18 protein-coding genes and 2 pseudogenes are annotated in these 23,909 nt (G+C 45.0%); 3 read left to right on the forward strand and 17 right to left on the reverse strand.

The annotated features are described in order from the left end of the window. Nucleotides 1-66 precede the first annotated feature (66 nt). On the forward strand, nt 67-780 hold the full coding sequence (locus tag BLW54_RS04430) for a FadR/GntR family transcriptional regulator (protein ID WP_035507246.1): 714 nt from the start codon (nt 67-69) through the stop codon (nt 778-780). Between the two features lie 343 nt (nt 781-1,123). Continuing rightward, nucleotides 1,124-2,122 carry a tRNA dihydrouridine synthase gene (locus tag BLW54_RS04435; RefSeq protein ID WP_074733327.1) on the forward strand — a complete coding sequence of 333 codons (999 nt, stop codon included), beginning with the start codon at nt 1,124-1,126 and terminating at the stop codon, nt 2,120-2,122. 155 nt (nt 2,123-2,277) lie between these two features. Here the strand turns inward: BLW54_RS04435 and BLW54_RS04440 are convergent, their stop codons facing one another. The 12 genes and pseudogenes from BLW54_RS04440 to ltaE form a co-directional block, all read right to left on the reverse strand. Further along, a complete protein-coding gene (locus BLW54_RS04440; protein ID WP_074733328.1) occupies nt 2,278-3,411 on the reverse strand; it encodes an alcohol dehydrogenase catalytic domain-containing protein in 1,134 nt (377 codons plus the stop codon). Between the two features lie 226 nt (nt 3,412-3,637). Continuing rightward, nucleotides 3,638-4,117, reverse strand: coding sequence for a 23S rRNA (pseudouridine(1915)-N(3))-methyltransferase RlmH (gene rlmH / locus BLW54_RS04445; RefSeq protein ID WP_074733329.1), 480 nt, complete (start codon nt 4,115-4,117; stop codon nt 3,638-3,640). 129 nt (nt 4,118-4,246) lie between these two features. Next, on the reverse strand, nt 4,247-5,530 hold the full coding sequence (locus tag BLW54_RS04450) for a GntP family permease (RefSeq protein ID WP_035507255.1): 1,284 nt from the start codon (nt 5,528-5,530) through the stop codon (nt 4,247-4,249). 19 nt (nt 5,531-5,549) lie between these two features. Beyond that, nucleotides 5,550-6,727, reverse strand: a pseudogene (locus tag BLW54_RS04455) (thiolase family protein). A gap of 21 nt (nt 6,728-6,748) precedes the next feature. After that, on the reverse strand, nt 6,749-7,525 hold the full coding sequence (locus BLW54_RS04460; protein WP_074733330.1) for a 3-hydroxybutyrate dehydrogenase: 777 nt from the start codon (nt 7,523-7,525) through the stop codon (nt 6,749-6,751). Nucleotides 7,526-7,541: 16 nt separating this feature from the next. Then, nucleotides 7,542-8,222, reverse strand: a complete 681-nt coding sequence (locus BLW54_RS04465; protein ID WP_035507262.1) for a 3-oxoacid CoA-transferase subunit B — start codon at nt 8,220-8,222, stop codon at nt 7,542-7,544. 18 nt (nt 8,223-8,240) lie between these two features. Continuing rightward, nucleotides 8,241-8,936: a CoA transferase subunit A gene (locus BLW54_RS04470; protein ID WP_035507264.1), complete on the reverse strand. Its 696-nt coding sequence runs from the start codon at nt 8,934-8,936 to the stop codon at nt 8,241-8,243. Between the two features lie 203 nt (nt 8,937-9,139). Beyond that, a pseudogene (locus BLW54_RS04475) lies at nt 9,140-10,503 on the reverse strand (sigma-54 interaction domain-containing protein). 171 nt (nt 10,504-10,674) lie between these two features. Continuing rightward, complete coding sequence (locus BLW54_RS04480) at nt 10,675-11,949, reverse strand: M48 family metallopeptidase (RefSeq protein WP_035507266.1); 1,275 nt, start codon at nt 11,947-11,949, stop codon at nt 10,675-10,677. Nucleotides 11,950-12,027: 78 nt separating this feature from the next. Further along, nucleotides 12,028-12,495: an NUDIX hydrolase gene (locus tag BLW54_RS04485; RefSeq protein WP_074733331.1), complete on the reverse strand. Its 468-nt coding sequence runs from the start codon at nt 12,493-12,495 to the stop codon at nt 12,028-12,030. A gap of 199 nt (nt 12,496-12,694) precedes the next feature. Next, nucleotides 12,695-13,768, reverse strand: coding sequence for an endonuclease (locus BLW54_RS04490; protein WP_074733398.1), 1,074 nt, complete (start codon nt 13,766-13,768; stop codon nt 12,695-12,697). 400 nt (nt 13,769-14,168) lie between these two features. Further along, nucleotides 14,169-15,191 (reverse strand): low-specificity L-threonine aldolase, encoded by a 1,023-nt coding sequence (gene ltaE, locus BLW54_RS04495; protein ID WP_074733332.1) that lies wholly within the window; start codon nt 15,189-15,191, stop codon nt 14,169-14,171. 187 nt (nt 15,192-15,378) lie between these two features. Here ltaE and BLW54_RS04500 point away from each other — a divergent pair, with 187 nt between their 5' ends. Beyond that, a complete protein-coding gene (locus tag BLW54_RS04500; RefSeq protein WP_083391481.1) occupies nt 15,379-16,719 on the forward strand; it encodes an alanine/glycine:cation symporter family protein in 1,341 nt (446 codons plus the stop codon). Between the two features lie 939 nt (nt 16,720-17,658). Here the strand turns inward: BLW54_RS04500 and BLW54_RS04505 are convergent. The 5 genes from BLW54_RS04505 to walK form a co-directional block, all read right to left on the reverse strand. After that, nucleotides 17,659-18,885 (reverse strand): S1C family serine protease, encoded by a 1,227-nt coding sequence (locus tag BLW54_RS04505; RefSeq protein ID WP_035507270.1) that lies wholly within the window; start codon nt 18,883-18,885, stop codon nt 17,659-17,661. A 78-nt stretch (nt 18,886-18,963) separates the two neighbouring features. Continuing rightward, on the reverse strand, nt 18,964-19,758 hold the full coding sequence (locus BLW54_RS04510) for an MBL fold metallo-hydrolase (RefSeq protein WP_074733334.1): 795 nt from the start codon (nt 19,756-19,758) through the stop codon (nt 18,964-18,966). A 15-nt stretch (nt 19,759-19,773) separates the two neighbouring features. Next, complete coding sequence (locus BLW54_RS04515) at nt 19,774-20,691, reverse strand: two-component system regulatory protein YycI (RefSeq protein ID WP_074733335.1); 918 nt, start codon at nt 20,689-20,691, stop codon at nt 19,774-19,776. A 14-nt stretch (nt 20,692-20,705) separates the two neighbouring features. Beyond that, complete coding sequence (locus BLW54_RS04520; RefSeq protein WP_035507276.1) at nt 20,706-22,067, reverse strand: YycH family regulatory protein; 1,362 nt, start codon at nt 22,065-22,067, stop codon at nt 20,706-20,708. Next, on the reverse strand, nt 22,064-23,902 hold the full coding sequence (gene walK / locus BLW54_RS04525) for a cell wall metabolism sensor histidine kinase WalK (protein ID WP_074733336.1): 1,839 nt from the start codon (nt 23,900-23,902) through the stop codon (nt 22,064-22,066). The genes BLW54_RS04520 and walK overlap by 4 nt, the downstream gene beginning before the upstream one ends. Nucleotides 23,903-23,909: the final 7 nt, after the last annotated feature.

The raw sequence follows: 23,909 nt of genomic DNA on the forward strand, positions 1-23,909 counted from the left end.
TGATCAGCCAAAGAAACCGCTTCCTATGATATAATGGAGGCAATCGGCAATGAAGGGGAACAAGGCATGAGTTTTAAACAAATTGAATCCAAAAAAATCTCAGAAATTGTTCAGCAGCAAATCGAAGAAATGATTCGACGAGGCGATGTTCAGCCCGGTGAAAAACTCGATTCTGTCGTACAGTTGGCTGATCAATTCAAGGTGAGCCGGTCGGCTGTCCGTGAAGCTTTAAGTGCTCTTCGGGCCGTCGGCATCATCACTATAAAGCAAGGCGAAGGGACTTTCGTCAATACCTATGATTTCTCGAATGTCTTAGATCCAATGAAACCAGAGAGAATCATATCTAAAAAAGAGATGCTCGAGCTATTTGAAATACGAAACATCATGGAAGTGGGGGCGGCAGAGCTCGCCGCAGAGAAGCGGGCGCCGGATCATCTGAAAATGATGGAAGACGCACTCGCCTCAATGAAGGATGCCTCCGGTGAAGACAATGTCGGAGAAGCGGCTGATGTCGCTTTCCACTTAGCCATCGCAGAAGCTTCACAAAATAACTTAATGGTCGATATAATGAATCAACTGTCTGATACACTACGAAAAACCATGTTCGAAAGCCGGCGTGTATGGTTGTTTTCTGAAAAACAAACGCTTGAACGTCTGTACAAAGAACATGAACATATCTTTTTAGCGATTCAGGATAGGAATCCTTCTAAAGCAAGAAAAGCGATGCTGAACCATTTGATGAATGTGAAAGAGACGTTGATTAAAGGTTGGGAAGGTTGAGAGATGCTCTTACAAGGGCATCTTTTTTGTTTATTCAAACCGAAAATAGATGGTAGTCCATGGTTAGTTGTTGTTCTTATTCCAACACAAGAACTTAATCCCTGTCCCAAAGACAAAACAGCCCCTTGATGACTGATTCACATTATTTTTTAAATAAAGGGCTCATTTCAATAAGGGTCTCGTCAAAACAAGACAGCTCGTCCCCTTGCACTTTTCGATTGATACCATTAAAGTATATACTGGTTGAAATCCAGCCTAACTGGGAAAGGATATAAAACCGACACATTTTCACTTTTTAATTTTGGGAACACGTTTTCCCTTAAGGAAAGGGTTCAGATATACTATGAAAGATAATTTTTGGCATGAGTTGCCGCGACCGTTTTTTGTTCTGGCACCGATGGAAGCTGTGACGGATGTCGTTTTCCGTCATGTCGTAAGTGAAGCGGCGAGACCTGACGTGTTTTTTACAGAGTTTACGAATACGGAAAGCTTCTGCCATCCGAAAGGAAAGGACAGCGTGCGGGGGCGGCTGACGTTCACGGAAGATGAACAGCCGATCGTTGCTCATATTTGGGGAGATAAGCCCGAATACTTCCGAGAAATGAGTATCGGTATGGCAAAAATGGGGTATCGCGGGGTGGATATCAATATGGGGTGTCCTGCGCCTAATGTCGCAACGAAAGGGAAAGGATGCGGACTGATCCGTCGCCCGGATGTGGCAGCAGAAATCATCCAGGAAGCCAAGGCTGGGGGGTTGCCTGTCAGTGTGAAGACCCGCCTTGGTTATACGAAAGTAGAAGAATGGCGTCACTGGCTGAAACACCTCTTGGAACAGGACATTGTCAATCTTTCCATCCATCTCCGTACGAAGAAAGAGATGAGTAATGTGGATGCCCACTGGGAGCTTATCCCCGAAATCAAGAAGCTTCGTGACGAAGTAGCCCCTGATACACTTCTGACCATCAATGGGGATATCCCTGATCGTCAGAAGGGACTTGAACTTGTAGAAAAATACGGTGTAGACGGAGTGATGATCGGACGAGGGATCTTCCATAACCCGTTCGCTTTCGAAACAGAGAAGAAAGAGCATACCAGTGAAGAGCTGCTTGATCTTCTGCGACTGCAACTTGATCTACATGATAAATATTCCAAAGAACTGGAGCCGCGCCTCTTTAAACCATTACGCCGCTTCTTTAAGATTTACGTCCGCGGGTTCCGAGGAGCGAGTGACTTGAGAAACCGGCTGATGAGTACAGAATCCACCGATGAAGTACATGCACTGCTTGATGAGTTTACAGAGAAAGACGGAGTGAAAGAAGAAGAAAGTTTTTCTATTTCTTAAGTAATGCCCCTTCGTTTAACCAAATCATTCTTCCATTCTTTCAGGAGAGGAAAGCCGTTTGAGCTTTTCTCTCTTTTTTAAGTTGAATCGAAGAAGCAATAATAGCTTCGCCCAAATAAAAAACAGCAGCTTCAGCTGCCGCTTAATAGAAACGATTAAGGTTTCAAAATTACTTTAATGTTTTCGTCTTCCTTTTTGTCGAAAATGTCATATCCCTTTGCTGCCTCCTCCAAATCCAAGGAGTGGGTAATTATATCTGTGGGATCGAATTCTTTATTTTCCACCATATCATAAAGCTTAGGCATTAAGTGAATGACTGGAGCCTGACCCATTTTTAAGGAGATGTTGCGACTAAAGAAATCTCCAAGAGGGAAGCCGTTTGCTTCTGTACCGTAGACGCCGGTCAACTGAACAGTTCCAAATTTTCTTACGGCTTGTGATGCCGTAACAATCGGACTTATGGTACCGAACTGATTCTCATGATCAGACCCGAATTTCTCACCCGGAGGGACCGTCCCATCCATACCCACACAATCTATAATGACATCAGCTCCTCCTTTTGTGTCCTCATAGAGTAAAGAGCCAATCGCATCATGATTCGCGAAGTTATAGGTTTCTACATTATTTGTTCGATTGGCATGCTGTAACCGGTGATCTACTTGATCAACAGCTATGACTCGTTCTGCCCCTTTTAATAAAGCGAATTTTTGAGCCATAAGACCGATCGGACCGCTCCCCAAGACTATAACTGTATCTCCTTCCTTTACTTCGCTGTTCTCTACACTCCAATAGGCGGTTGGAATCACATCTGAAAGGAATAGCACTTGTTCATCACTAAGTTCACTTTCGTCAGGAACTTTAAAAGAAGTGAAGTCAGCATAAGGGACTCTTAAATATTCAGCTTGTCCGCCGGGATAACCACCAAAAGGTTCAGTAAAACCAAATAAACCGCCGGCATCACTGTGAGGATTGGATTCATCACACTGACTTTCCATTTGATTTTTACAGAAAAAACATTCCCCGCAGCCGATATTAAAAGGTATGACGACACGGTCTCCCTTCTTTAAACTTTTTACGTTTTTACCCGTCTCTTCAACAATACCCATGGGTTCATGACCAACAATGTAATCCTGCTGCGGTTCTATTCCTCCTTTATACAAGTGAAGATCTGAACCACAAATCCCGCTTACTGTTATTCTGACGATCATATCATCCTCTGACTGCACTGAGGGCGCAGGCACATCTTTTACAACCATTTTTTCTTTCCCTTGATAAGTTACAGCTCTCATAAGTGTCACACCCTTCGTTATACATTTTACTGATCTATTGCCATGATTTAACTATGTTAAACGATGGATTTTAAGGAGAAGGTGTGTTCTCTTATCAAAACTGGACTTGGATTACGAAGAATAGGTAAAGGCGAAATGGGTCATGTCAGAAAAAAGATTACGGATACTGTGGCAGCCTGAGACGATCATGGAAAAGGTTTAGGTTAGAAACTGCCAGCCTTTTTAATCACTTGTGATAAGGTTCATTCCTAATGATTTTAAAAGCGCGATACACTTGTTCGACCAGCATCAGCCTCATTAACTGGTGCGGAAACGTCATGTTTGAAAACGACAAACCGAGATCACTCCGTTTCAGCACCTCATCACTCAATCCGAGTGAGCCTCCAATCACAAACGCAACTTTACTCTTTCCATATGTCGCGAGCTCATCGATTTTCTTCGCGAGTTTTTCAGACGTCAGCTGTTTGCCTTTAATTTCTAGCGTGATGACATAAGTATCCTGGGAGATTTTCGAAAGAATGCGTTCGCCTTCCTTTTGTTTTACTTCAACCATTTGTGCTTCACTCAAGTTTTCCGGTGCTTTTTCATCGGGAATTTCTATGATATCGACTTTTGCGTAGGGACCGAGGCGCTTCACATATTCGGCAATGCCCTGCTTCAAATATTTCTCTTTCAACTTCCCAACACTGACAATCGTAATCTTCATGCTGTATTCCTCCGTTCCCTTTCATTTTCTCTCTAGTGTACCACGAAGTTGATTTCCATAATAAACCACACCAGGTCACCCAAAAATATGGATGACCTGGTGTGGTAAATAAAGCTGCATAGCCTCTTTTTATAAAATACCAATAGTATTTAGTAGAATCACAAAGGCGACAGAGATGACTGGGATCAGGACGGCAACGACGAAAATGTCTTTGTAGCTGTCTTTGTGGGTCATGCCGGTGATCGCAAATAATGTAAGCACCGCTCCATTGTGCGGCAATGCATCGAGTCCTCCAGAGGAGAGGGAGGCGATCCTGTGAAACGCTTCCGGGCTGATGCCGGAGTTCATTGCAATCTCATAGTATTTAGAACCGAGGGCTTCTAGGGCAATTCCCATCCCTCCAGAGGCAGAACCGGTGGCCCCCGCGAGTACGTTGACGGCGATCGCTTCTGAAATTAGCGGATTGCCTTTGATCCCCATCAACACCTGCGTCAGATTTGCAAAGCCTGGGACTTCGCGGACGACAGTACCGAAGCCGACAGCAGCACTCGTGTTAATTATAGCGATAACGGATCCGCCGGCACCGCTGTTCATCGATGGAATGAACTTCTTAAACATCGTCACGTTAAGCAGCATGATCAGGACGATCCCTGAGATCAATGCAATGACGATATCCCAGTTTAATAAATTCAATGTTAGCAGGACGGTTAGTAAGGGCAAAAGCGATAGGAAGAAGTTCGGCGTTTCTTCTGGTTGGTCGATCTCTTTTTTCTCTTTCGGTTCTGTAAATACTTCCCCTCGTGCGACGAGCTTCTTCTCCTGCCACCTGAGGTAAAAGTAACCCCCGCCACCCATGATGATCGCGGCGATAATCCCCATCGCAGGAGCGGCAGTCGCTGACGTTTGGAAGTATTCCATCGGGATCAGGTTCTGGATCTGTGGCGAACCTGGGAGAGCTGTCATCGTAAAGGTGAACGCTCCAAGGGCGACAGTTGCCGGGATTAGTTTACGACTAATGTTTGCTTCACGGAAAAGAGATAAAGCCAATGGGTAAACAGCGAATACGACGACAAACAAGCTGACTCCGCCGTACGTCAGGACTGCAGCAGAGACTAGCACCCCTAAAATCGCGCGCTGGGTGCCGATTAATTTCGTCAGGGCAACAGCGACGGAGCGCGCCATCCCTGTGTTTTCCATCAATTTTCCGAAGATGGCACCAAGCATGAAGACAGGAAACCAATCTTTGGCAAAGGCGACGAATCCGCCCATGTATGTATCTTTATAGGCTTCCAGTAGATCAAGACCACCGGTGAGGGCGACGACACCAGCTGCGATGGGCGCCACCCAGATGATCGACCAGCCTAAGTAGGCGAGGATCATCAATACGGCAAGTCCGAGAAAAATTCCGAGCATGGTTTTTCCTCCTTATTTTTTATTGAGCCCCGACGACCATGGCGATCCCTTGACCGCCACCGATGCACAAGGATGCGACACCATAACGGCCACCGCGTCGCTTCAGCTCCTGGACCATTGTGTACAACACACGGGTTCCGCTTGCCCCAATCGGTGGCCGAGGGCGATCGCACCGCCATTGACGTTCACTTGGTCACGATCGAGACCAAGTTCCTTTTCAACCGCTAGATATTGAGAGGCAAATGCTTCGTTCACTTCGATGAGGTCCATGTCATCAAGCGTGAGTTCAGCTTTTTCCAAGGCCTGGCGTATCGCTGGGGCCGGTCCGATGCCCATATATTCAGGATCCACACCAGCAACGGACCAAGATAAGATTTTTGCCAGCGGTTGAATATTGTGATCACTTATAAAATCTTCACTTGCTAAAACGACGGCTCCTGCGCCATCATTGATCCCGCTCGCATTCCCGCCGGTGACGGTGCCGTTCTTTTTAAAGGCAGGATTCAGTTTGGCGAGCGCTTCCTTGGTTGTGTCTTCGCGAATATGTTCATCCTGATCGATGACTTTTGTTCCTTTTCTTGTCTTAATTTCGACAGGAGCGATTTCAGCTTGGAACTTTCCGGATTGACGTGCTTCTGCGGCGAGCTTATGGCTGCGTGTTGCGTATTCATCCTGCTGTTCTCTTGAAATTTCATATTTATCGGCGAGGTTTTCACCGGTTACGCCCATGCCGGCACCGATATACTCATCAGTCAGAGCGGCCCATAGCATGTCGTCGATTTTCGGTGTGCCTAGTTTAGTTCCAAAACGGCTGCCACGCATCGCATAAGGGGCAAGACTCATGCTGTCCACTCCTCCGGCAAGTGCGGTTTCTCCTTCACCGAGCTGGATCGACTGCGCAGCAGAGACAACCGACTGCAGGCCGGATCCACACAGACGATTGACCGCAAGAGCAGGACTATTTGCTGGCACCCCTGACTTCAAAGCAATGTGGCGAGCTAAGTAAGGGGCGTTTTGTGAAGAATGGATCACATTTCCGATCACGGTCAAATCAATGTGCCCTGCAGAAATCCCGCTTCGATGGAGGGCTTCTTTACTTGCCGTTACTCCGAGCTCAGTTGGATCAACATCTTTCAGTGCACCGCCGAACGTACCAAATGGTGTACGAGCACCTTCTACAATATAAACTGGTTTCATATGAGAAAACTCCCTTCCTTTTTATTGAGTCGTGTAACCACCATCAATGACCACCGCTTGTCCTGTGACTCCCTTCGCCTGATTGCTTGCCAGGAACAAGGTATAGTCCGCAATTTCCTGGACAGACAGAAGACGCTTTTGCGGGACAAGGGGATAGATCACTTCTTCGAGTACTTTTTCCAATGAAACGCCACGATTTTCTGCGAGGTCTTCGAGCTGGTTACGAACGAGCGGAGTATCAACATAGCCCGGGCAGATCGCATTCACGGTGATGCCGTCTTCGGCACCTTCCAGTGCGGTTACCTTCGTGAGGCCGATCACCCCGTGTTTAGCACTGTTGTAGGCCGATTTTCCGGCGAAACCGATCAGTCCATTAATCGAGGCCATGTTAATAATGCGACCGAAGCCTTGTTTTTTCATAATCGGGAACACATGCTTTGTGGCCATGAACGGGGCGACTAGCATGATCTTCGTGATCAGTTCGAATTTCTCTGTCGGGAAATCTTCAATCGCTGCAACATGCTGTAAGCCAGCATTATTGACGAGTACATCCAGCCGCCCGTATATTTCCACTGTTTCATCAATCGCGCTTTGGATTTGGTCTTCTTTTGTCACGTCACAGGCGAGTCCGATGACATCAAGACCTTCCTCCTCCAATTGGTCGGCCGCGTGGTTTACTTTTTCTTCATTTATATCACTTAGAGCAACCTTTGCTCCTCGGCGGGCAAATTCGGTCCCGATTTCATAGCCGATACCACTGGCTGCTCCTGTAATAAAAACGACTTTATTTTCTACCATTCGTTTTTCACCCCTTTTATTTGCTTGCTGGCATGTGTAAAAGTTCTTCACTGACAATTAGCTCTGCTTCTGTCGATGCTTTGATTTCCTCAACAGTCCACCCCTCGGCGATTTCCACAAGTTTCAGCCCTTCGTTTGTTACATCCATGACGGCCCGGTCTGTGATGATTCGGTCAACAACCCCTTCTCCTGTCAGAGGCAGTTTGCACTGTTTCAAAATCTTCGGATCACCATGCTTATTGACGTGATCCATAATGATAACCACTTTTTTCGAACCATGAACGATGTCCATGGCCCCGCCCATGCCTTTTATCATCTTTCCAGGGATCATCCAGTTGGCGAGGTCACCGCTCTCCGCGACTTCCATACCGCCTAAAATCGCAAGGTCGAGGTGTTCGCCACGAATCATTGCGAAAGATTCAGCACTGTCACAATAAGCCGCCCCGACAGATGCCGTTACCGTCTCTTTTCCTGCGTTAATTAAGTCCGCATCGACTTCATTTTCATAAGGAGAGCGTCCGATCCCTAAAAGGCCGTTTTCCGATTGAAGCACGACTTCTTTTTCCGGCTGGATGTAGTTCGCGACCATTGTCGGCATCCCGATACCGAGGTTGACATAGTAACCGCTTTCAATTTCCTGCGCTGCACGTTTGGCAATCATTTCACGGATTGCCGCTTTGTCCATTTGTACTGCCATTATTCATCTACCTCCTATTTATGCGTGTGTTCTGACTGTATAGCGTTCGATTCGCTTCTCCTGCTGACCTTCAATCAATCCTTGCACGTAAATCCCCGGTGTATGGATTGCATCCGCCTCCAGTTCCCCCGGTTCTACAAGTTCTTCTACCTCAGCTATCGTCAATGCTCCAGCTGCCGCCATCATCGGATTGAAGTTACGGGCGGTTTTATTGTAGATGAGGTTCCCATGACGGTCGCCTTTGTAAGCGCGGATAAGACTGATATCTGCCGTTAATCCTGTTTGTAAAAGGTATTCTTTTCCTTCGAAGCTGCGTACTTCTTTTCCTTCGGCGATCGGTGTCCCGACCCCAGCTGGTGTATAGAATGCAGGAATCCCAGCACCTCCGGCGCGGATTCTTTCTGCAAGCGTCCCTTGCGGTGTCAGTTCAACCTCGAGTTCTCCTGCCAGCACCTGCCGTTCGAATTCTTTGTTTTCCCCTACATAGGATCCAATCATTTTGTCAATCTGCTTATTTTTCAATAGCAGGCCGAGCCCCCAGTCGTCGACCCCACAATTATTCGAGATGACTGTTAAATGCTTCACATTGGATTCGACCAACGCGAGAATCAAGTTTTCCGGGATTCCCACAAGCCCAAAGCCTCCTACCATAATCGTTGAATGATCCTTTATATCTTTCACGGCTTCATGAAATGATGAATAAATTTGTTTCATGAGTCCTCACACTCCCTTCACCTTTATACATGCAAGTTTCATGCCAACTTTTAATTAAAGTGAGATCAAGGATCATGAATGATTGTTGAAGGTGTTTTTTCAGAATTTTGGAACGGATTTTTATTTATATTCAAAAACCTTTACATGGACACATAAAAATACCATTCCAGAATTCCGGAATGGTTTCTTAAAATCTGGAATGGTTAAAGATTATATTTTTTCACTTTCTCATAAAGGCTCGATTTACCAATACAAAGCCGTTGGGCAGCTATACTTTTATCCCCACTGGATTCTTCCAGAGCGAGCTGGATCGCCTGTTTTTCCGCTTGTTCAACCACCATTTTCAGGGATTGCCCGTCTCTTACTGGATGGCTTGGGGATTGAAGGTGAGGCGGAAGGTCTTCATAACCAATCACTTTTCGATCTGTCATATGAACGGCAGATTCGATGACGTTTTCAAGCTCGCGTACATTACCCGGCCAGTGGTACTGGGAGAAGAAGTCTTGCACGGCTGGCGAGAAATCCTGAACCCGTTTTCCTGTACGATCACACACTTTTTGTAAAAGGTATTTCGATAAAACTTTAATATCGCCTCGTCTGGCTCTTAGTGGCGGAATATCCATTTGGACCACATTAATTCGGTAAAAAAGGTCTTCACGAAATCGCTGTTCCTTTATCATTGTCTCAAGGGATTGATTAGTCGCTGCGATGATCCGCACGTCCACTTCCTGCGGTTGGACAGCACCGACCGCTTCGACTTCCCCTTCTTGAAGAGCGCGCAAGATTTTTACCTGTGCATGTAGCGGCATATCTCCGATTTCATCGAGAAACAAGGTCCCCCATGGGCGAGTTGGAACTTCCCGGGTTTGCCACCTTTTTTCGCCCCAGTGAATGCCCCTTCCTGATAACCGAACAATTCCGCTTCGATCAAATGTTCAGGTATGGCGGCACAGTTCACTTTCACAAACGGCTTCGTGCTCCGTTCACTCAAATGATGAATACTGTGAGCGAACAGCTCTTTTCCCGTACCGCTTTCCCCGCGTAATAGGACAGATACATCACTATGGGCGGTTTTGCGAATTTTTTCTTTCAATTGAAGGACTTCAGGGGAGCTTGTGATGATGTCATGCAAGGAGTACTTGGCTCCATTTTGTTGCTGCATCTGATTGCGGTACGTTTCCAGCTCGAGCAGCAGATCCTTAATATGAGTGTTCATAATTTTCCACTCGTCAGTGTCACGAAACAGCACCATACCGAGGGCGCCGATAATTTCTCCATTCTCCCACAATGGTATACGGTGAGCGATCATATAATCACCACGGATTTTTTGAAGGTCTGCCATTTCCTCTTCACCGGTTTCCACGACAATGTGCATGCGGGTGTTCTCAATTATCTCGGTCACATGCTGTCCAGTGATCGTGCTTTTTTGGACATCGAGAAACCGGCAGTAACTATCATTCATATAAGATACGCAACCGCTGCGATCGACGACAACGATACAGTGCTCCACATTTCCGAACAATGTTTCCAACACATCATAGCGATAATCCTCTAGTATGGAAAGCATCTGAAACAACACTCCAATCTCTTCCTATTAATATGGTAACGTTTACAATACCCGTTACTCAAAGTCTATCAGAACCCACCCCCACATACTAGGTGAGAGAGTGGAACCAAAAAATACCACACCAGGTCATCCAAATTCTGGATGACCTGGTGTGGTAAATAATGGTTTAACCTATTCTTCTTTCACGTTAATATCCTGGTAGCTTTCTAGCATATGGATACGTTCCATCATAGTTGGATGCCCATAGCGTAAGTATTTCACGAGGGCAGGCGGATGGACATCACTTAATCCGTTCACCGTCAGCTCCTGAAACGAACCTATCGCTGCTTTCGGATCTTGGGTCATTTCAATCGCATACTCATCAGCCTCTTTCTCCGCATTCCTGGAAACAGCAAGCTCCACGGGGCTTGATAAGAAAGAAAGCAATGTCAAAATGAAGAAGAACATCGGTAGACTTGTAATCTCCGATACTTTAGTAAATCCTAATCGCTCCCCCCATCGGCGTGTTGCATAGCGCAGCAAATGGTAAGTGAGGAAAAGCCCCAGAAACGCAGCTATAATGGCTCCTGCTAAATTCCAATACAAGTGATTCATCACGTAATGCCCGATTTCGTGAGCCATAATAAACAATACTTCGTTTTCCTGAAGTCTGTTCAGTGTGGTGTCCCACAGTACAATCCGTAAATTGGAACCAATTCCATTCACATAGGCATTCATGCTGTTCGTTTTCTCAGACATGTTCACTTCATAGACCCGCTCTGCCGGGATTTCTGCTTCTTCAGCAAGGGTAAGTATTTTTTCCTCCAGCTGCTTATTCTGCAGTTCGCTGAAATCATTATACAAGGGATCAATGACGACCGGCTGTAAATACATCATAAAGAACATAAACGGAATCATCAGCACCCAGGCGATCAGCCACCAGCGCTTTTGGAATTTTTTCATAAGGAAGTAAAGAACCGTAATCAGTAAAGCCATGATGATATAGCCAATCCAGAAACCGATCAGTTCATCTCGCATCCAGCTTGAGAAATTCTGGTTCGAGATGCCGTATTCAACTGAGAGCCAGCGACTGGCATAATCGATTGGAAACAATAGAATCGTCGTAAGCGTCTGCAGCAGCAAAACAAACAGCGGAATTTGGATGATTCTGAAACGCGACACCCGTTCTCCAAAGTTCCGGAAAACAACCGAGGCTCCAAAGATCATGACACCTAAATAGATGATCCATTCCAGCGGTTCTCCTAGAAAGGAGAGGAAATTCTGATACCTCGAGTATTCCTGGGTCAGCTCCAGTTCCTTATCCGTCATAAATGTTGCAGGATCGGCCGCCGTCCCCTCATAGGCTGGCGGAACACCGATATCCGACCACTGGAAAAAGTATAGGCCTAGCAAAAGACCATAAATTACATACAAGACGAGCGTCCAAGTGACGAACTTTTTCTTCACATCCCCACCTCCAAAAATAGGACTCGTGCTATTGTACGAGCAATCTGTAGACCATAGAACTCCGTGATCGGATGCTGATTACCCTTTCATAATAAGATGGGTTGTTTCACGTGGAACATCCTTTAATGCCTTCATTAAAAAAACCGGTCGTACATCGAGATCTTCCATCCCTTCTAAAGGAATCCACTGATAGATCAGCCTATCGCCCTCCAAACCATAGAAAGGACCTTCTTGGAAGTAGGCTACCCTTGTCTTTAATAAATAGTAGAAGGCCACTTCATGCATCGCCTCGCCACGGTGTTTGAAGAAACTTTCCGCCGTCCATACCATTCGCTCCACTTTTACATCATACCCAAGCTCCTCTGCCATTTCTCTAACAACCGCTTCTTCTGAAGCCTCGCCAAGCTCAATCCCCCCGCCGGGAAGAGCCCAGAAGGTATCATCCACTTGCTTATGTATTAAAACATGCCCGTTCTCGATCATAATCCCAGCAGCACGGTAATTGAACCGAAACCCATCCGACCTAAACCGTATATCTCTCGTCATGCCCGCATCCCTCCCCAAAAACGTATATCCTATAGAATACGACGCCCCAAAACCAAACTCCTGCCTTATGGATTCCCAAAAATGTAACACCAGGTCACCCATAATTTGGATGACCTGGTGTTACATTTTCTGGTAATAGGCGGTGTTCATTAATAAACCGGGCCCTCTCTGGCCCGGTTTCTGAGGTCCGTATATCCGTTTACCAAATAAGCTCGACGTATTCTGGATGATCAATGAATGGGTTTCGATTCCCCTGATAGTCTTCAAAGATCACATCATTCCTGTATTGCTCCCTCTCATCTACGGGGTCCATCGCATGCCAATCCTTTAAAACGGACAACTTGCCTATATAAGGGCCACTCGTTCCCACAGCATCCGCAACTTCTAAATCCATTTCTCCTTGATCGCCTTCATAGCGAACAGCCATATAAAAGATCATACGAGCTACATCACCTTTTACAGCATCACGCGGCTCCCAGGAATCCTCATCATAATATGTCCCCGGCGCTTCATTAAAAGCCGATCCCCCATTATCGAAATCTAAATTACTTCGTGCGGAATTAACCGTAACATCTGTCGGCCGCAAATGATGTAAATCTGTTCCTGGCCCCATGGAAGTCCCAAAATCTCCGTGGGACTTCGCCCACACATGCTCTCGGTTCCAATCATCCACATTTCCACCATTGTCCTCTTTACTGTAGGACATTCCTGAATAAAGAAGTTTAACATTCTCAGGATTGTTTGGATCTTGATCAGTATGACGCAATGCCTCCCATACATTTGAATAAGAAAGCTCTGTATGATCATCAATAATCTCATGCAGCGACTGTTTCAGTGCATCTCCGGTTAATCCCTCTGCTTCCTTATAATAATGACTTTCGCATGGCGGGGAATCATCTTCCCCATCAGAGGACGCTTCAGATAGAGACGTGACATATTCAATTCCTTCATGACTGAAATAGTCATCCCTCGTTCCATCCACATATACTTTCATTCCCATCAATTCCGGATTGTTCTGCAATCCAAATTCACCGCGATACTCCGAGTCCAATTTCACAAAAATCATATCATCGATCTGGGTCTCATTCTGATCATCGGCAAGGGCCAAAGCATAATTACTTGTAAAGTCGCTTTGTTCCACTGTATCAATATTGACAGGCACACCAACAATGTATCCTTCTACTTTTACGTCTGTCCCGTTCCCTGTACCTAAAGCCTCTCCCACAGATATCGTCCCTGCAGCCTGAACAGCATTTCCAGATAAAAGAACCATAAGACCAAAGACCAACCCAAATATTTTCTTCAAATGAAGTCCTCCCTTTACACAAATGTAGTCTTTCGAACTCACTTCCACACCAATCCCAAAACTCCTGCGCCAACAAGGAAAATTAATCCAACATTCACAAGTCCTTTACACTGTATTTAATTCCCATATTTTGTATGACCTGGTACGACAGAATTTTCCATCCTAAACAGGTAAACTCTAATTGTTAATGTTGAACAATGTTTTGACCCTTGTTTTATAAAGTAAATAGCACTTTACTGGGAGTGAGTGTAACCACGAAACTTTCCTGTCATCGCTCATGCGCAGTCGCTAACTAAAACCCCTCCCAGAATTCGCCTAAAAAAGAGCCCCATGGTCTGCCATGGAGCTCTTTTTTTCAGCTAATATTTTAAAACGCATAGCGCGAAGCCACTCTGTCGATGACCTCGTCAATCTCCTCAGAACGAACACCATAGTTTGTGACGAACCTAACCGTCGCAGGACCGAAGGAACCACCAAGAATCCCATCCGCTTTTAAATGCTGTAAAAAGGATTCTGCTGATTCAGCAAGACCATCCACATGCACGAGCACAATGTTAGTTTCCGGCCTTTCCACCTGTAATCCTTCTATCTGTTGCAGGCCAGCTGCCAATTGTTTGGCATGGCGGTGATCTTCCTCTAGCCGGCCGACCATTTCCGTCAAGGCTATGTACGCAGGTGCAGCAATCATCCCAACTTGACGTAATCCACCGCCCAAACGCTTTCTCCATTTTCTCGCTTTTTGAATAAAGGGATAAGAACCGGCAATGATAGACCCGACCGGTGCTCCTAATCCTTTAGACAAACAGACCTGAACCGTATCTGTTTGATCGGCATAGCGTTTTAGTGAAATCCCTGTAGCTGCAGAAGCGTTAAATAAACGCGCTCCATCCAAGTGGACAGGGATGCCAGCTTCACGCGCCACTTCATAAATTTCCTGCATATTTTTCAGCGGAACCACAACTCCCCCTGCCTTATTGTGGGTGTTTTCCACACAAATCAAGCTCGTTTTAGGAAAATGAATGTTGTCCGGACGAATGGCTGCCCTCACATCTTCAGGATCCATCACCCCGCGATTGCCCTGAATCGTCCTTGGCTGCACCCCTGCCAGAGCGGACATCGATGCCCCTTCATAAAGAAATAGGTGAGCATTGGCTTCAAGCAGCACTTCCTCTCCTGGTCTGCAGTGGGTCAAGATGGCAACTTGGTTCCCTTGTGTCCCACTCGTGACGAATAAACCCGCTTCCTTTCCAAGCATTTCCGCCGCCTTCTCTTCAAGCTTTTTCACCGTGGGATCTTCTTCATACACATCATCACCGACATCCGCCTCAAGTGCAGCCTGCCGCATCACCACCGTCGGTTTCGTCACCGTATCGCTTCGTAAATCAATCATAGATCAGCCTCCTCTTTTCTTTTAATTTTACACCAACATGCGAAAAACGCGTTTGACCCACTATCGAATACGATCTAATCGTTGTTGAATCCTAAAGAAAAAATAGTAAACTTTCTTGCTTTAAAACGTTTGCAAATGAGATACTCTTTTTTATGGTCATATGTTAAAGAAAGAAAGGATCTTACCATTGGAACAACTAACAAATGTATTTATAGAAATTAATAGCTTTTTATGGGGGCCAGTAATGCTTGTCTTCCTTCTCGGAACAGGTGTATGGCTCACTTTCCAGCTTCGATTCGTTCAGGTTCGTTACCTCGGCCAAGGATTCAAACAAACCTTCGCCCCGCTCTTTAAGAAAGAAAAGACAGAAGGGATTCATTCCTTCAAAGCGCTCGCCACCTCCATATCCGCGCAAGTCGGCACAGGAAACCTTGCTGGCGTCGCCACAGCTATTGCTGCCGGCGGTCCCGGAGCCATTTTTTGGATGTGGATCAGTTCCTTCTTCGGCATGGCAACCATCTTTGCTGAAGCCGTGCTTGCTCAGCTCTATAAAGTGAAAAAAGGAGACCAAGTTCACGGGGGGCCTGCCTATTACATTCGTGATGGATTAGGAAGCAAGTGGCTCGCCGGCTTCTTCGCGGTTGCCATCATTCTTGCCCTCGGCTTTGTCGGTAACATGGTGCAGTCGAATGCGATCACAACTGCAATGAATGAAACGGTCGGCTCTTCTTCCATCGGTATGAACTTTGGATTAGGGGTTGCCATTGCCTTTTTTATCGGCCTCATCCTTTTTGGCGGCATCCAACGAATTTCAACGTTTGCCGGTAATGTTGTCCCCATTATGGCGCTGCTTTATATCATAGGAAGCCTCGCCATTATGGTCAACTACTGGGACCAATTGGTGCCAACGGTCCAATTGATTGTCAAGGCCGCCATAAGCCCGGAAGCAGCCGGCGGTGGGGTTCTCGGTGCAACGATCAAAGAAGCCATTCGTTATGGAATTGCCCGCGGCTTATTTTCCAATGAAGCCGGTATGGGATCAACGCCTCATGCTCACGCTGTAGCTGATGTTAAACGACCTTCCCACCAAGGGCTTGTCGCCATGGTCGGTGTGTTTATCGATACCGTCATTATTTGTACGCTAACAGCCATGGTCATTTTGATCACAGATTCGCATCAGACCGGCCTAAAAGGAAGTGCGATCACCCAGGAAGGGTTCGCCCGAGGTCTTGGAGAATTCGGTACTCCTTTCATCGCCATCTGTCTATTATTCTTTGCTTTCACAACCATTCTCGGCTGGGCTTATTTCGGAGAAGTGAACGTGAGATTCTTATTCGGTCAACAGGGGGTTCCATTTTACCGGGGAATGGTCCTGCTCTTTATTGTGGCAGGATCTCTTGTACAGGTCGATTTCGTCTGGGAAATGGCCGATACCTTCAACGCACTGATGGTTCTTCCCAACTTGATCGCCCTTCTCGCTTTAACAAAAATCATCAAGTCGACCTGGAAACAAGATAAGCTTTATTGAAGTCGGTAATGAAGAGATGACCTTTAGAAGGTCATCTCTTTTTTATGTTCTTTTGGATACGGCGTTATTGATAGATATTATGAAAGGTCACCGGCCACCATAAACTGATGTATAAATGGAAATGTCCCAGAAAGGATATCCGTTACCTCTCTGCGTATACTTAAGGGAAGATAAAAAGAAAAAACATGTCTTTAAAAAAGAGAAAAGACCCAAAGAGAGTTGGATGAGTTTACTGACCTGATGTGTAATAGTAACATAAAGGTCTTCTATATCGGTTCCCTCATTTTCTTCGAATCGGCAACAGCCGAAGTCAGCGAAACACCAGATTCCTTATACATAGCCAGATCCATCCTTTTTTATTATAGATACAATGTAAAAAAATATAATCGGTTGTTCGATTGCAGCCTTTGATTTTGGTGCTCCTTGTTTATTGAATATATCAAGTATCAACATTCGATTATGAGTGGCCCCGCTCTTGGCTCTTGTCCAGATTCCCTAAAACTAACCTCAAACCATTGGACACACAGTATGTGAAACAACTCTCGAATATCGTTACAATCAGACAATTTTTTCTCTCCTCCAACAGAGCAAAAATAAGAGATAAAAAGGAAAAGACCTGTTTACATTTCTACACATGTGGAAAATAGAGACTAACGATAATAGTTACCCACAATTGTCCACAGACTTATGCACAAACCTTGTCAATTTTCTGATATTCACAGCTCTCCCCTGAATATAAACAGGTTTTCCACAGAAATTATCCACATATACACAAACTTAAAATCTATATGGTGGCGAACATATTTTCTGCTACCATATATGTCACTTATCCAGATAACTATTCACACCCTGTGGATAACATTGAAGGCTTTTTTGTAGAACAATATCGAAAAATGTAACATAAAAAGAGTATCCTTTTTGGATACTCTTTTTTGTGGATTATTCTTGTGACCCCAAGGTTAAGGTGGTTGTGTTCTTCTCCCCATCTCGATAATAGGTCACTTCCATCTCATCACCTGGATCTTTCTCATTATATAGATATTTACGTAAGTCAATAATGTCCTGCACTGGTTCTCCATCAAGAGCTGTAATAACATCTAATGGTTCGAGACCTGCTTTGGCAGCCGGAGACATTTGACGAAGACTGCGAATGTAAAGTCCGCCTTCTACCTCTTCAGGAAGGTTCAATGTATTGCTCCATTCAGATGTCGGTACTTCGTTCAGACCATATGCTTCCACCCCAATATATGGGCGATTGACCTGTCCGAATTCTTCAAGCTCGTTAATAATCGGTTTTGCTGAATCGATTGGTATAGCAAAACCAATGCCTTCTACAGAAGATTGGGCAATTTTCATTGAATTAATTCCGATCAATTGTCCTTCAATGTTGATTAGTGCTCCTCCACTATTACCAGGATTAATGGCAGCATCCGTCTGGATCACTTCCGCCTGCCAGTCATCTAACCCATCTCCATTAAAATCCTGAGGGATAGCACGTTCTTTCCCACTGATCACCCCTTGTGTAACCGAACCTGCAAAGCTTAACCCTAGAGGGTTCCCAATTGCGATGGCCGGTTCCCCTACCTTCAAATTTTCAGTAGTTCCAAGTTCAGCGACGTGCTCCACTTCGTCGGCAGGCATTTTCAAAACAGCTAAGTCTGTAAATAAATCACCGCCAACCAACTCGGCTTTAATCCGGGTTTCATCTGCCAAAACAACCTCAATTTCACTAGCCCCTTCAATTACATGATTGTTTGTAACAACATAGGCCGTTCCATCCTCTTTCTTGTAAATGACCCCTGATCCTACACCGGCTTGCTGAGAAGAATCCCCTTCCCGCTGCCAAAAATCCTGCCGTGTCTGAAGGTTGACGACCCCTACAACAGAAGGGGTAACTTTTTCAACGACATCGGTAATTTGAGTATTCACGTCCAATTGCACTTTCTTCGTCTTATCCCCTGTCAATCCTTGGTCATCTTGGACAAGGCCGCTTTCATCTTCCGGAATAGTCATATCATATGGAAGTAATTCTGTTTGAACCAACGCTGGTAAAGCCAGCAAAACAAGGACTGCTCCCAACACACCGCCGACGATCGTCGGCATGACCCATCGACGCCGCTGCTGCTTATGTTGACGGGTTGGTGAATGATCATCATAATAACCCACGCCTTTTCACCTTACCTTTCTACGTTCCTATTCCTATTCTAAGCTATTGTTCCCTTATTCTCTACGAATTATATCGTTTTAAACCTCAAAGATAGGGGTAGCCTCCTGAGGGTCGGTATCATGCAGTTCAATGCGCGTACCAATCTCAAATCCACGCTCTTCCAGTACATTTTTCACAGACATATGGGCAAGATCTTTCATGTTATTATCTAAACTCAAGTGAGCCAGATATATTCGTTGAGTCTTATCTGTAAGGATGTCCGTAAGTGCCAGGGCACAATCTTCATTGGATACGTGGCCGGAGTCTCCTAAAATACGTCGTTTTACATTCCAGGGATATCTCCCCATCCTAAGCATACTGACATCATGGTTAGATTCAAAGATATAAGCATCCGCGTCTTCGACCGTTTTTTTGATTCGCTCCGAAACATATCCAAGGTCGGTGACGAGCGCCACTTTTTTACCATCTTGATGGAACGTATAGAACATAGGATCTGCAGCGTCATGCGAAACCGCAAACGATTCTACATCCACTCCACCAAATGTTTTCGTTTCCTCCATGGAAAAATGAAACTTTTGATCAATCGATAACTTTCCAAGCTGGCTTTCCATCGCATTCCAAGTCTTCTCGTTCGCATAAATCGGTAAGTTATAGCGCCTGGCCATAATCCCCAGCCCTTTAATGTGATCACTATGTTCATGGGTCACTAGAATCCGGGACAATGAATGTGGATCAACATCCACTTGCTCGAGAAGACCTTCGATTCTTTTCCCACTTAAACCAGCATCCACTAAAATTCTCTCATCTCCCGATTCAATGTAGAAAGCGTTCCCCGTACTGCCTGAAGCCAGAACACTAAATCTTAAGCTCATTCGTTTACACTCCATCTAATTTGTTTCTCTACTCTCATTCGCTGTTGATTGAACTTCTCTACCTTCTGATAGGTTGTACTTACTTTTGATATCCGTAATAAATGTCCCTTCATCTATATAATCGATGATGGTGCCGTCTATGGCGTATACAAAATGATTTCTTTCCCCATTCACCGTAACCTTCCATGCAGAAGCAAACACATGAGGACTGTTTTCTTCTCCATATGCCAAGCTGTAACTTGTATGGTAACCGATACTCATGGAAGTAATTTCATCCCCAGGCTGTATTTCTCCATTTTCAACAAGGATTCGGATGGCGCTAAGCGGCTCAATCTCAATTTCAGACGTACTTGAGCCACCCCCCGAAAATTCTCCTTCTTTAAAAGAAAGTAATGTAGCCACATACCCCGTGACCTTACCATCGACGATATTCACAAGTAAGTACCCGTTATTATTGAAATAAATCGTTTGATTGTTCGTCGCCTGGAAAAAGAGGGCTGCCCCTTCTTCTTCATTCCAGCCCCAATAAGAGTATCTGGAGGAGAATGGAACCATTTCATTGACGACATCCTGTAAGGTTTCTTCTGTCACCTCTACAGGATCGTCCAATGTTACTTTAAGCACTTGATTATCATTCAGCAGCTCAACCTTTTTATCACTGTCATCCATATCCTCCACCTGACCGAGAATTTCTTCAGGAAAAGCATGTGAACTTTTGGATTCAATCTGGGAGGCTTCCGGAAGATCTTTCGGAATAGCTCCCTCTGCAATTGTAATATCATTGGCCTCCAACTCTGTTTCAATGCTCTCCGCAACGGTTGAGATTTGTCCCAATTCATCTTCTCCCTGCTTGTTCAAAAACTGATAAAGCAGAAAAAGGTCAAGGATCAAAAAGCTGATAATAAACAAGGTTTTAATTTGTCCCCACTGCATATTTCAATCCTCCTCTATGAAATCTCTGCATTTTGAGATCTGTCATCGGGATAAACCTTTGACCAACCGCTATTTGTAAGCACATACCATTCAGGAATCAGACTGTAGACGACATCATTTCTTTGTTCTTCTAATGAATACATCACTTTTATATCTCTAATATCGGTATAATTGATATCTTCCTTTTCCTTTATGTCCTGTAGAACTTCTTCCCCTGATTGAAGAATCGCTTTGCTTTCATTGATACTGCTGAAGTGCACAAGTGGACGCTTATACTCCTGAATCTGCCCCTGCTGGTAACTTAAAAGAATGGTAGCCAGCATATACGAATCCGAATTTTCCATGACAGGTCTTTCATTGAAGTACATGCGGTATTGAACTTCATCCCGTCCGCTTTGTACAGAATTAAGACGGTAATCGTCCGTCCATCCTAAGTGGCTATTAATATCTTCCATACTTTTCACAAATAGTTCGTACTCACTCCAGTTGTTCTGATTAGCCGAGTTCGGTACCATCCATTCATATTCCATCCGCTTTTCATTTTGCGTTAATCGTCTGCGGAAGGTTTTTAATATATTATCCCCATTATTGTTCGTAGACCTGGATACGCGTGTGTTCGGTGGAAAAAGATCATTCTGAATAGGTTTCCCCGGCACTGTTCCGGTTTGAAGCACATATTCAGAAATTTCGACAGGGCCGCTAGGTACATAAATATTTGAAGCCCCGGTCTCATCCTCCTGCTCACCTGGCCGTACATCTGCAAATCTAATCATCTCAGTCAATTTATCTTTATTTTCTAATACTTGAAGCGCATCTTCTCCCGCCGTCGAACTGATCGTAGCTTGGAGGGTAGCATCACTTCCGGATGCATCACTGTCCACGAACCATAAATCATAGGATGTAGGGGCAGAACCTTCTGGATGGTGGAGAAGGAAAACACGGTCAAAGTTCGCCTGAACCTCTTCCAATTGCCCCTCATCATTTAGTTGAAATAAATCTTTAATAACGTGAATCGATAATTTTGCCGGAAAGTGGATTTCTACCACCCGGCTATGGTTATCCAAATCTATCCTTCCAGGGTTAACATCAAGAGTAGTCAGGTTCCAATTTTGCATTTGGTCATAAAAGGCTTTTTTATCAACGTTATCTCGGAATGAATAAAACGAGCCCTGTTCATGGAAAATGATCCTATCTGGAAGAACGAGGTTGGCAACCTCTCTCTCAGCTCCGGTCTCTTCTAATTTCGTATCATCAATGAACACGTCTTCCTCCAACGTTTCATTTACAGGCTGATAGGTCCATAAGGCAACCGTCAAGACTAAGCTGAAGGCGATAAGAATAACCAGGATGACAGATTTCATTGTTTCTTTTTTCATGACTGTCCCCTCCGCTTCTGACTCATGAGCGGTAAAGTAAAGTATACAGTCGTGCCCTTACCTTCACGACTCTCCGCCCATATTTTCCCATGATGAGCTTCGATCATTTCCCGGGCAATAGCCAAACCGAGGCCGGTACCTCCCATTTCTCTCGCACGGGATTTGTCGACCCGATAGAACCGATCAAAAATTTTCTCTACAGTGTCAGGAGGCATGCCAATTCCTTCATCCGTGATGCTTACACGCAACTGTTTCTTCGTAGAATGAGCATCAAAACGGATACTTCCTCCTTCAGGAGAATACTTTATGGCATTAGAGATGACATTATCCAGCACTTGAGTGATTTTATCCTTATCCATCCAGACATACATGTTCTTATTTGGTAGATGACGGACAAAGTCCACCTTTTCATCCTTATTCATTGAAAAACGATCGATCACCTGATTGAAAAAGCCTACAAATTCCACTCGTTCTTTTATCAAGCTCGTTTCTTTATGATCCATTTTCGTTAACTGGAGAAGATCATTAACCAGACGGATCATACGATCGGTCTCGTTTTGAGTTACATCAAGAAAACGCGGGGCGATATCCGGATCCTGCCAGGCCCCATCATTTAACGCTTCGATATAACTTCTCATCGTCGTCAAAGGTGTGCGTAGTTCGTGAGAGACGTTTGAGACAAATTCTCTTCTTTCTTTTTCCACTCTTTGCTGCTCTGTTACATCACTAATTACTGTAATATAGCCATCTTGTTTATGATTTTCATCTTCCACAACAGAAAAATTAGCTTTCAATAAAAGGTGAGAATCCTCACTACTCAAATCAATGATCATAGAACTTGTTTCTTCGACCTCTGAAATCTCCTCAATCTGATCGTTTAAATCCAACACATCCACGAGCGACTGCCCCTGGACTTCTTCAAAGGTTTGACCAATCAGTTTAGACGCGGGGGCATTCATCAATGTGATCGCTCCTAAACGATCGGTGGCAATAACGCCGTCTGACATATTCGAAAGGACAGAGCTCAGTTTTCGCCTCTCCCCTTCGGTGGTCGCGGTGGCGAGCTTCAATTTATCATTTAAATCATTGAACGTATGACCGAGTTGTCCGATTTCGTCATTACCTTTTACATCCACCTTCTGAGAAAAGTCACCGGTCGCCATAATCTGAGCTTGTCTTTTCATTTGTGTCAACGGTTTCGTAATCGTCCTCGCCACTAAAATCCCGAGCAAAGCGGTTACAGAGATGGCTAAGACCGTCCCTTTGGCAAAAATACTGGTGATTTCCCCTAATTGTTCATAGATGTCAGTCATATAGACTTCATAATAAAGAGCCCCGACAATCTCTTCCCCGGATTCATCTGTAATGGGGTTCGTTCCACGGAAGAGGCGGTAATTGGTGCCCTCTTCACGTCTGGGCTCCGGTTCTGTCGCATCCCCAAACAAGAACACTTTAGTAATCTTCGTGTCCGTCACTTTCTTCCCTATAGGGGATTGGTCACTCGTCGTTGTAGCGGCAACAACCGTCTGATTGTTATCTACCACCATCAGTTTTCCGATATCTCGGTTATCATCACTGAAATCATTCAAAAGTCCTTGCAGGTCAGAGCTCAAAGGGGGGGAATCCTCCCCCCTTTCTGTATTGAACGCATTTTGCAAACTGTAGGTCAAAGAGCTTAGCTGGCCTTCAATGGAACTGGTAAAATTGCTCTCCAGCTCCTCTTCCAGCCGATCCACAAAATAGACACCAATAACTTGAATGCCTAATAACAATAATAAAATATAGACAAGAATCAGTTTAAGCCTTACCGACTGAAAGAAGCCCACTTCTTTCATAAAGGCC

The organism is Halobacillus karajensis (genome assembly GCF_900108515.1).
Classification (GTDB): domain Bacteria; phylum Bacillota; class Bacilli; order Bacillales; family Halobacillaceae; genus Halobacillus; species Halobacillus karajensis.

Bases quoted from the DNA above. Each gene is read 5' to 3' on its own strand.
- BLW54_RS04430 (WP_035507246.1), top strand. From the start codon at position 67: ATGAGTTTTAAACAAATTGAATCCAAAAAAATCTCAGAAATTGTTCAG.
- BLW54_RS04435 (WP_074733327.1), top strand. From the start codon at position 1,124: ATGAAAGATAATTTTTGGCATGAGTTGCCGCGACCGTTTTTTGTTCTG.
- BLW54_RS04440 (WP_074733328.1), bottom strand. From the start codon at position 3,411: ATGAGAGCTGTAACTTATCAAGGGAAAGAAAAAATGGTTGTAAAAGAT.
- rlmH (WP_074733329.1), bottom strand. From the start codon at position 4,117: ATGAAGATTACGATTGTCAGTGTTGGGAAGTTGAAAGAGAAATATTTG.
- BLW54_RS04450 (WP_035507255.1), bottom strand. From the start codon at position 5,530: ATGCTCGGAATTTTTCTCGGACTTGCCGTATTGATGATCCTCGCCTAC.
- BLW54_RS04460 (WP_074733330.1), bottom strand. From the start codon at position 7,525: ATGGTAGAAAATAAAGTCGTTTTTATTACAGGAGCAGCCAGTGGTATC.
- BLW54_RS04465 (WP_035507262.1), bottom strand. From the start codon at position 8,222: ATGGCAGTACAAATGGACAAAGCGGCAATCCGTGAAATGATTGCCAAA.
- BLW54_RS04470 (WP_035507264.1), bottom strand. From the start codon at position 8,936: ATGAAACAAATTTATTCATCATTTCATGAAGCCGTGAAAGATATAAAG.
- BLW54_RS04485 (WP_074733331.1), bottom strand. From the start codon at position 12,495: ATGACGAGAGATATACGGTTTAGGTCGGATGGGTTTCGGTTCAATTAC.
- BLW54_RS04490 (WP_074733398.1), bottom strand. From the start codon at position 13,768: ATGGTTCTTTTATCTGGAAATGCTGTTCAGGCTGCAGGGACGATATCT.
- ltaE (WP_074733332.1), bottom strand. From the start codon at position 15,191: ATGATTGATTTACGAAGCGATACGGTGACGAAACCGACGGTGGTGATG.
- BLW54_RS04510 (WP_074733334.1), bottom strand. From the start codon at position 19,758: ATGAGCTTAAGATTTAGTGTTCTGGCTTCAGGCAGTACGGGGAACGCT.
- BLW54_RS04515 (WP_074733335.1), bottom strand. From the start codon at position 20,691: ATGCAGTGGGGACAAATTAAAACCTTGTTTATTATCAGCTTTTTGATC.
- BLW54_RS04520 (WP_035507276.1), bottom strand. From the start codon at position 22,067: ATGAAAAAAGAAACAATGAAATCTGTCATCCTGGTTATTCTTATCGCC.
- walK (WP_074733336.1), bottom strand. From the start codon at position 23,902: ATGAAAGAAGTGGGCTTCTTTCAGTCGGTAAGGCTTAAACTGATTCTT.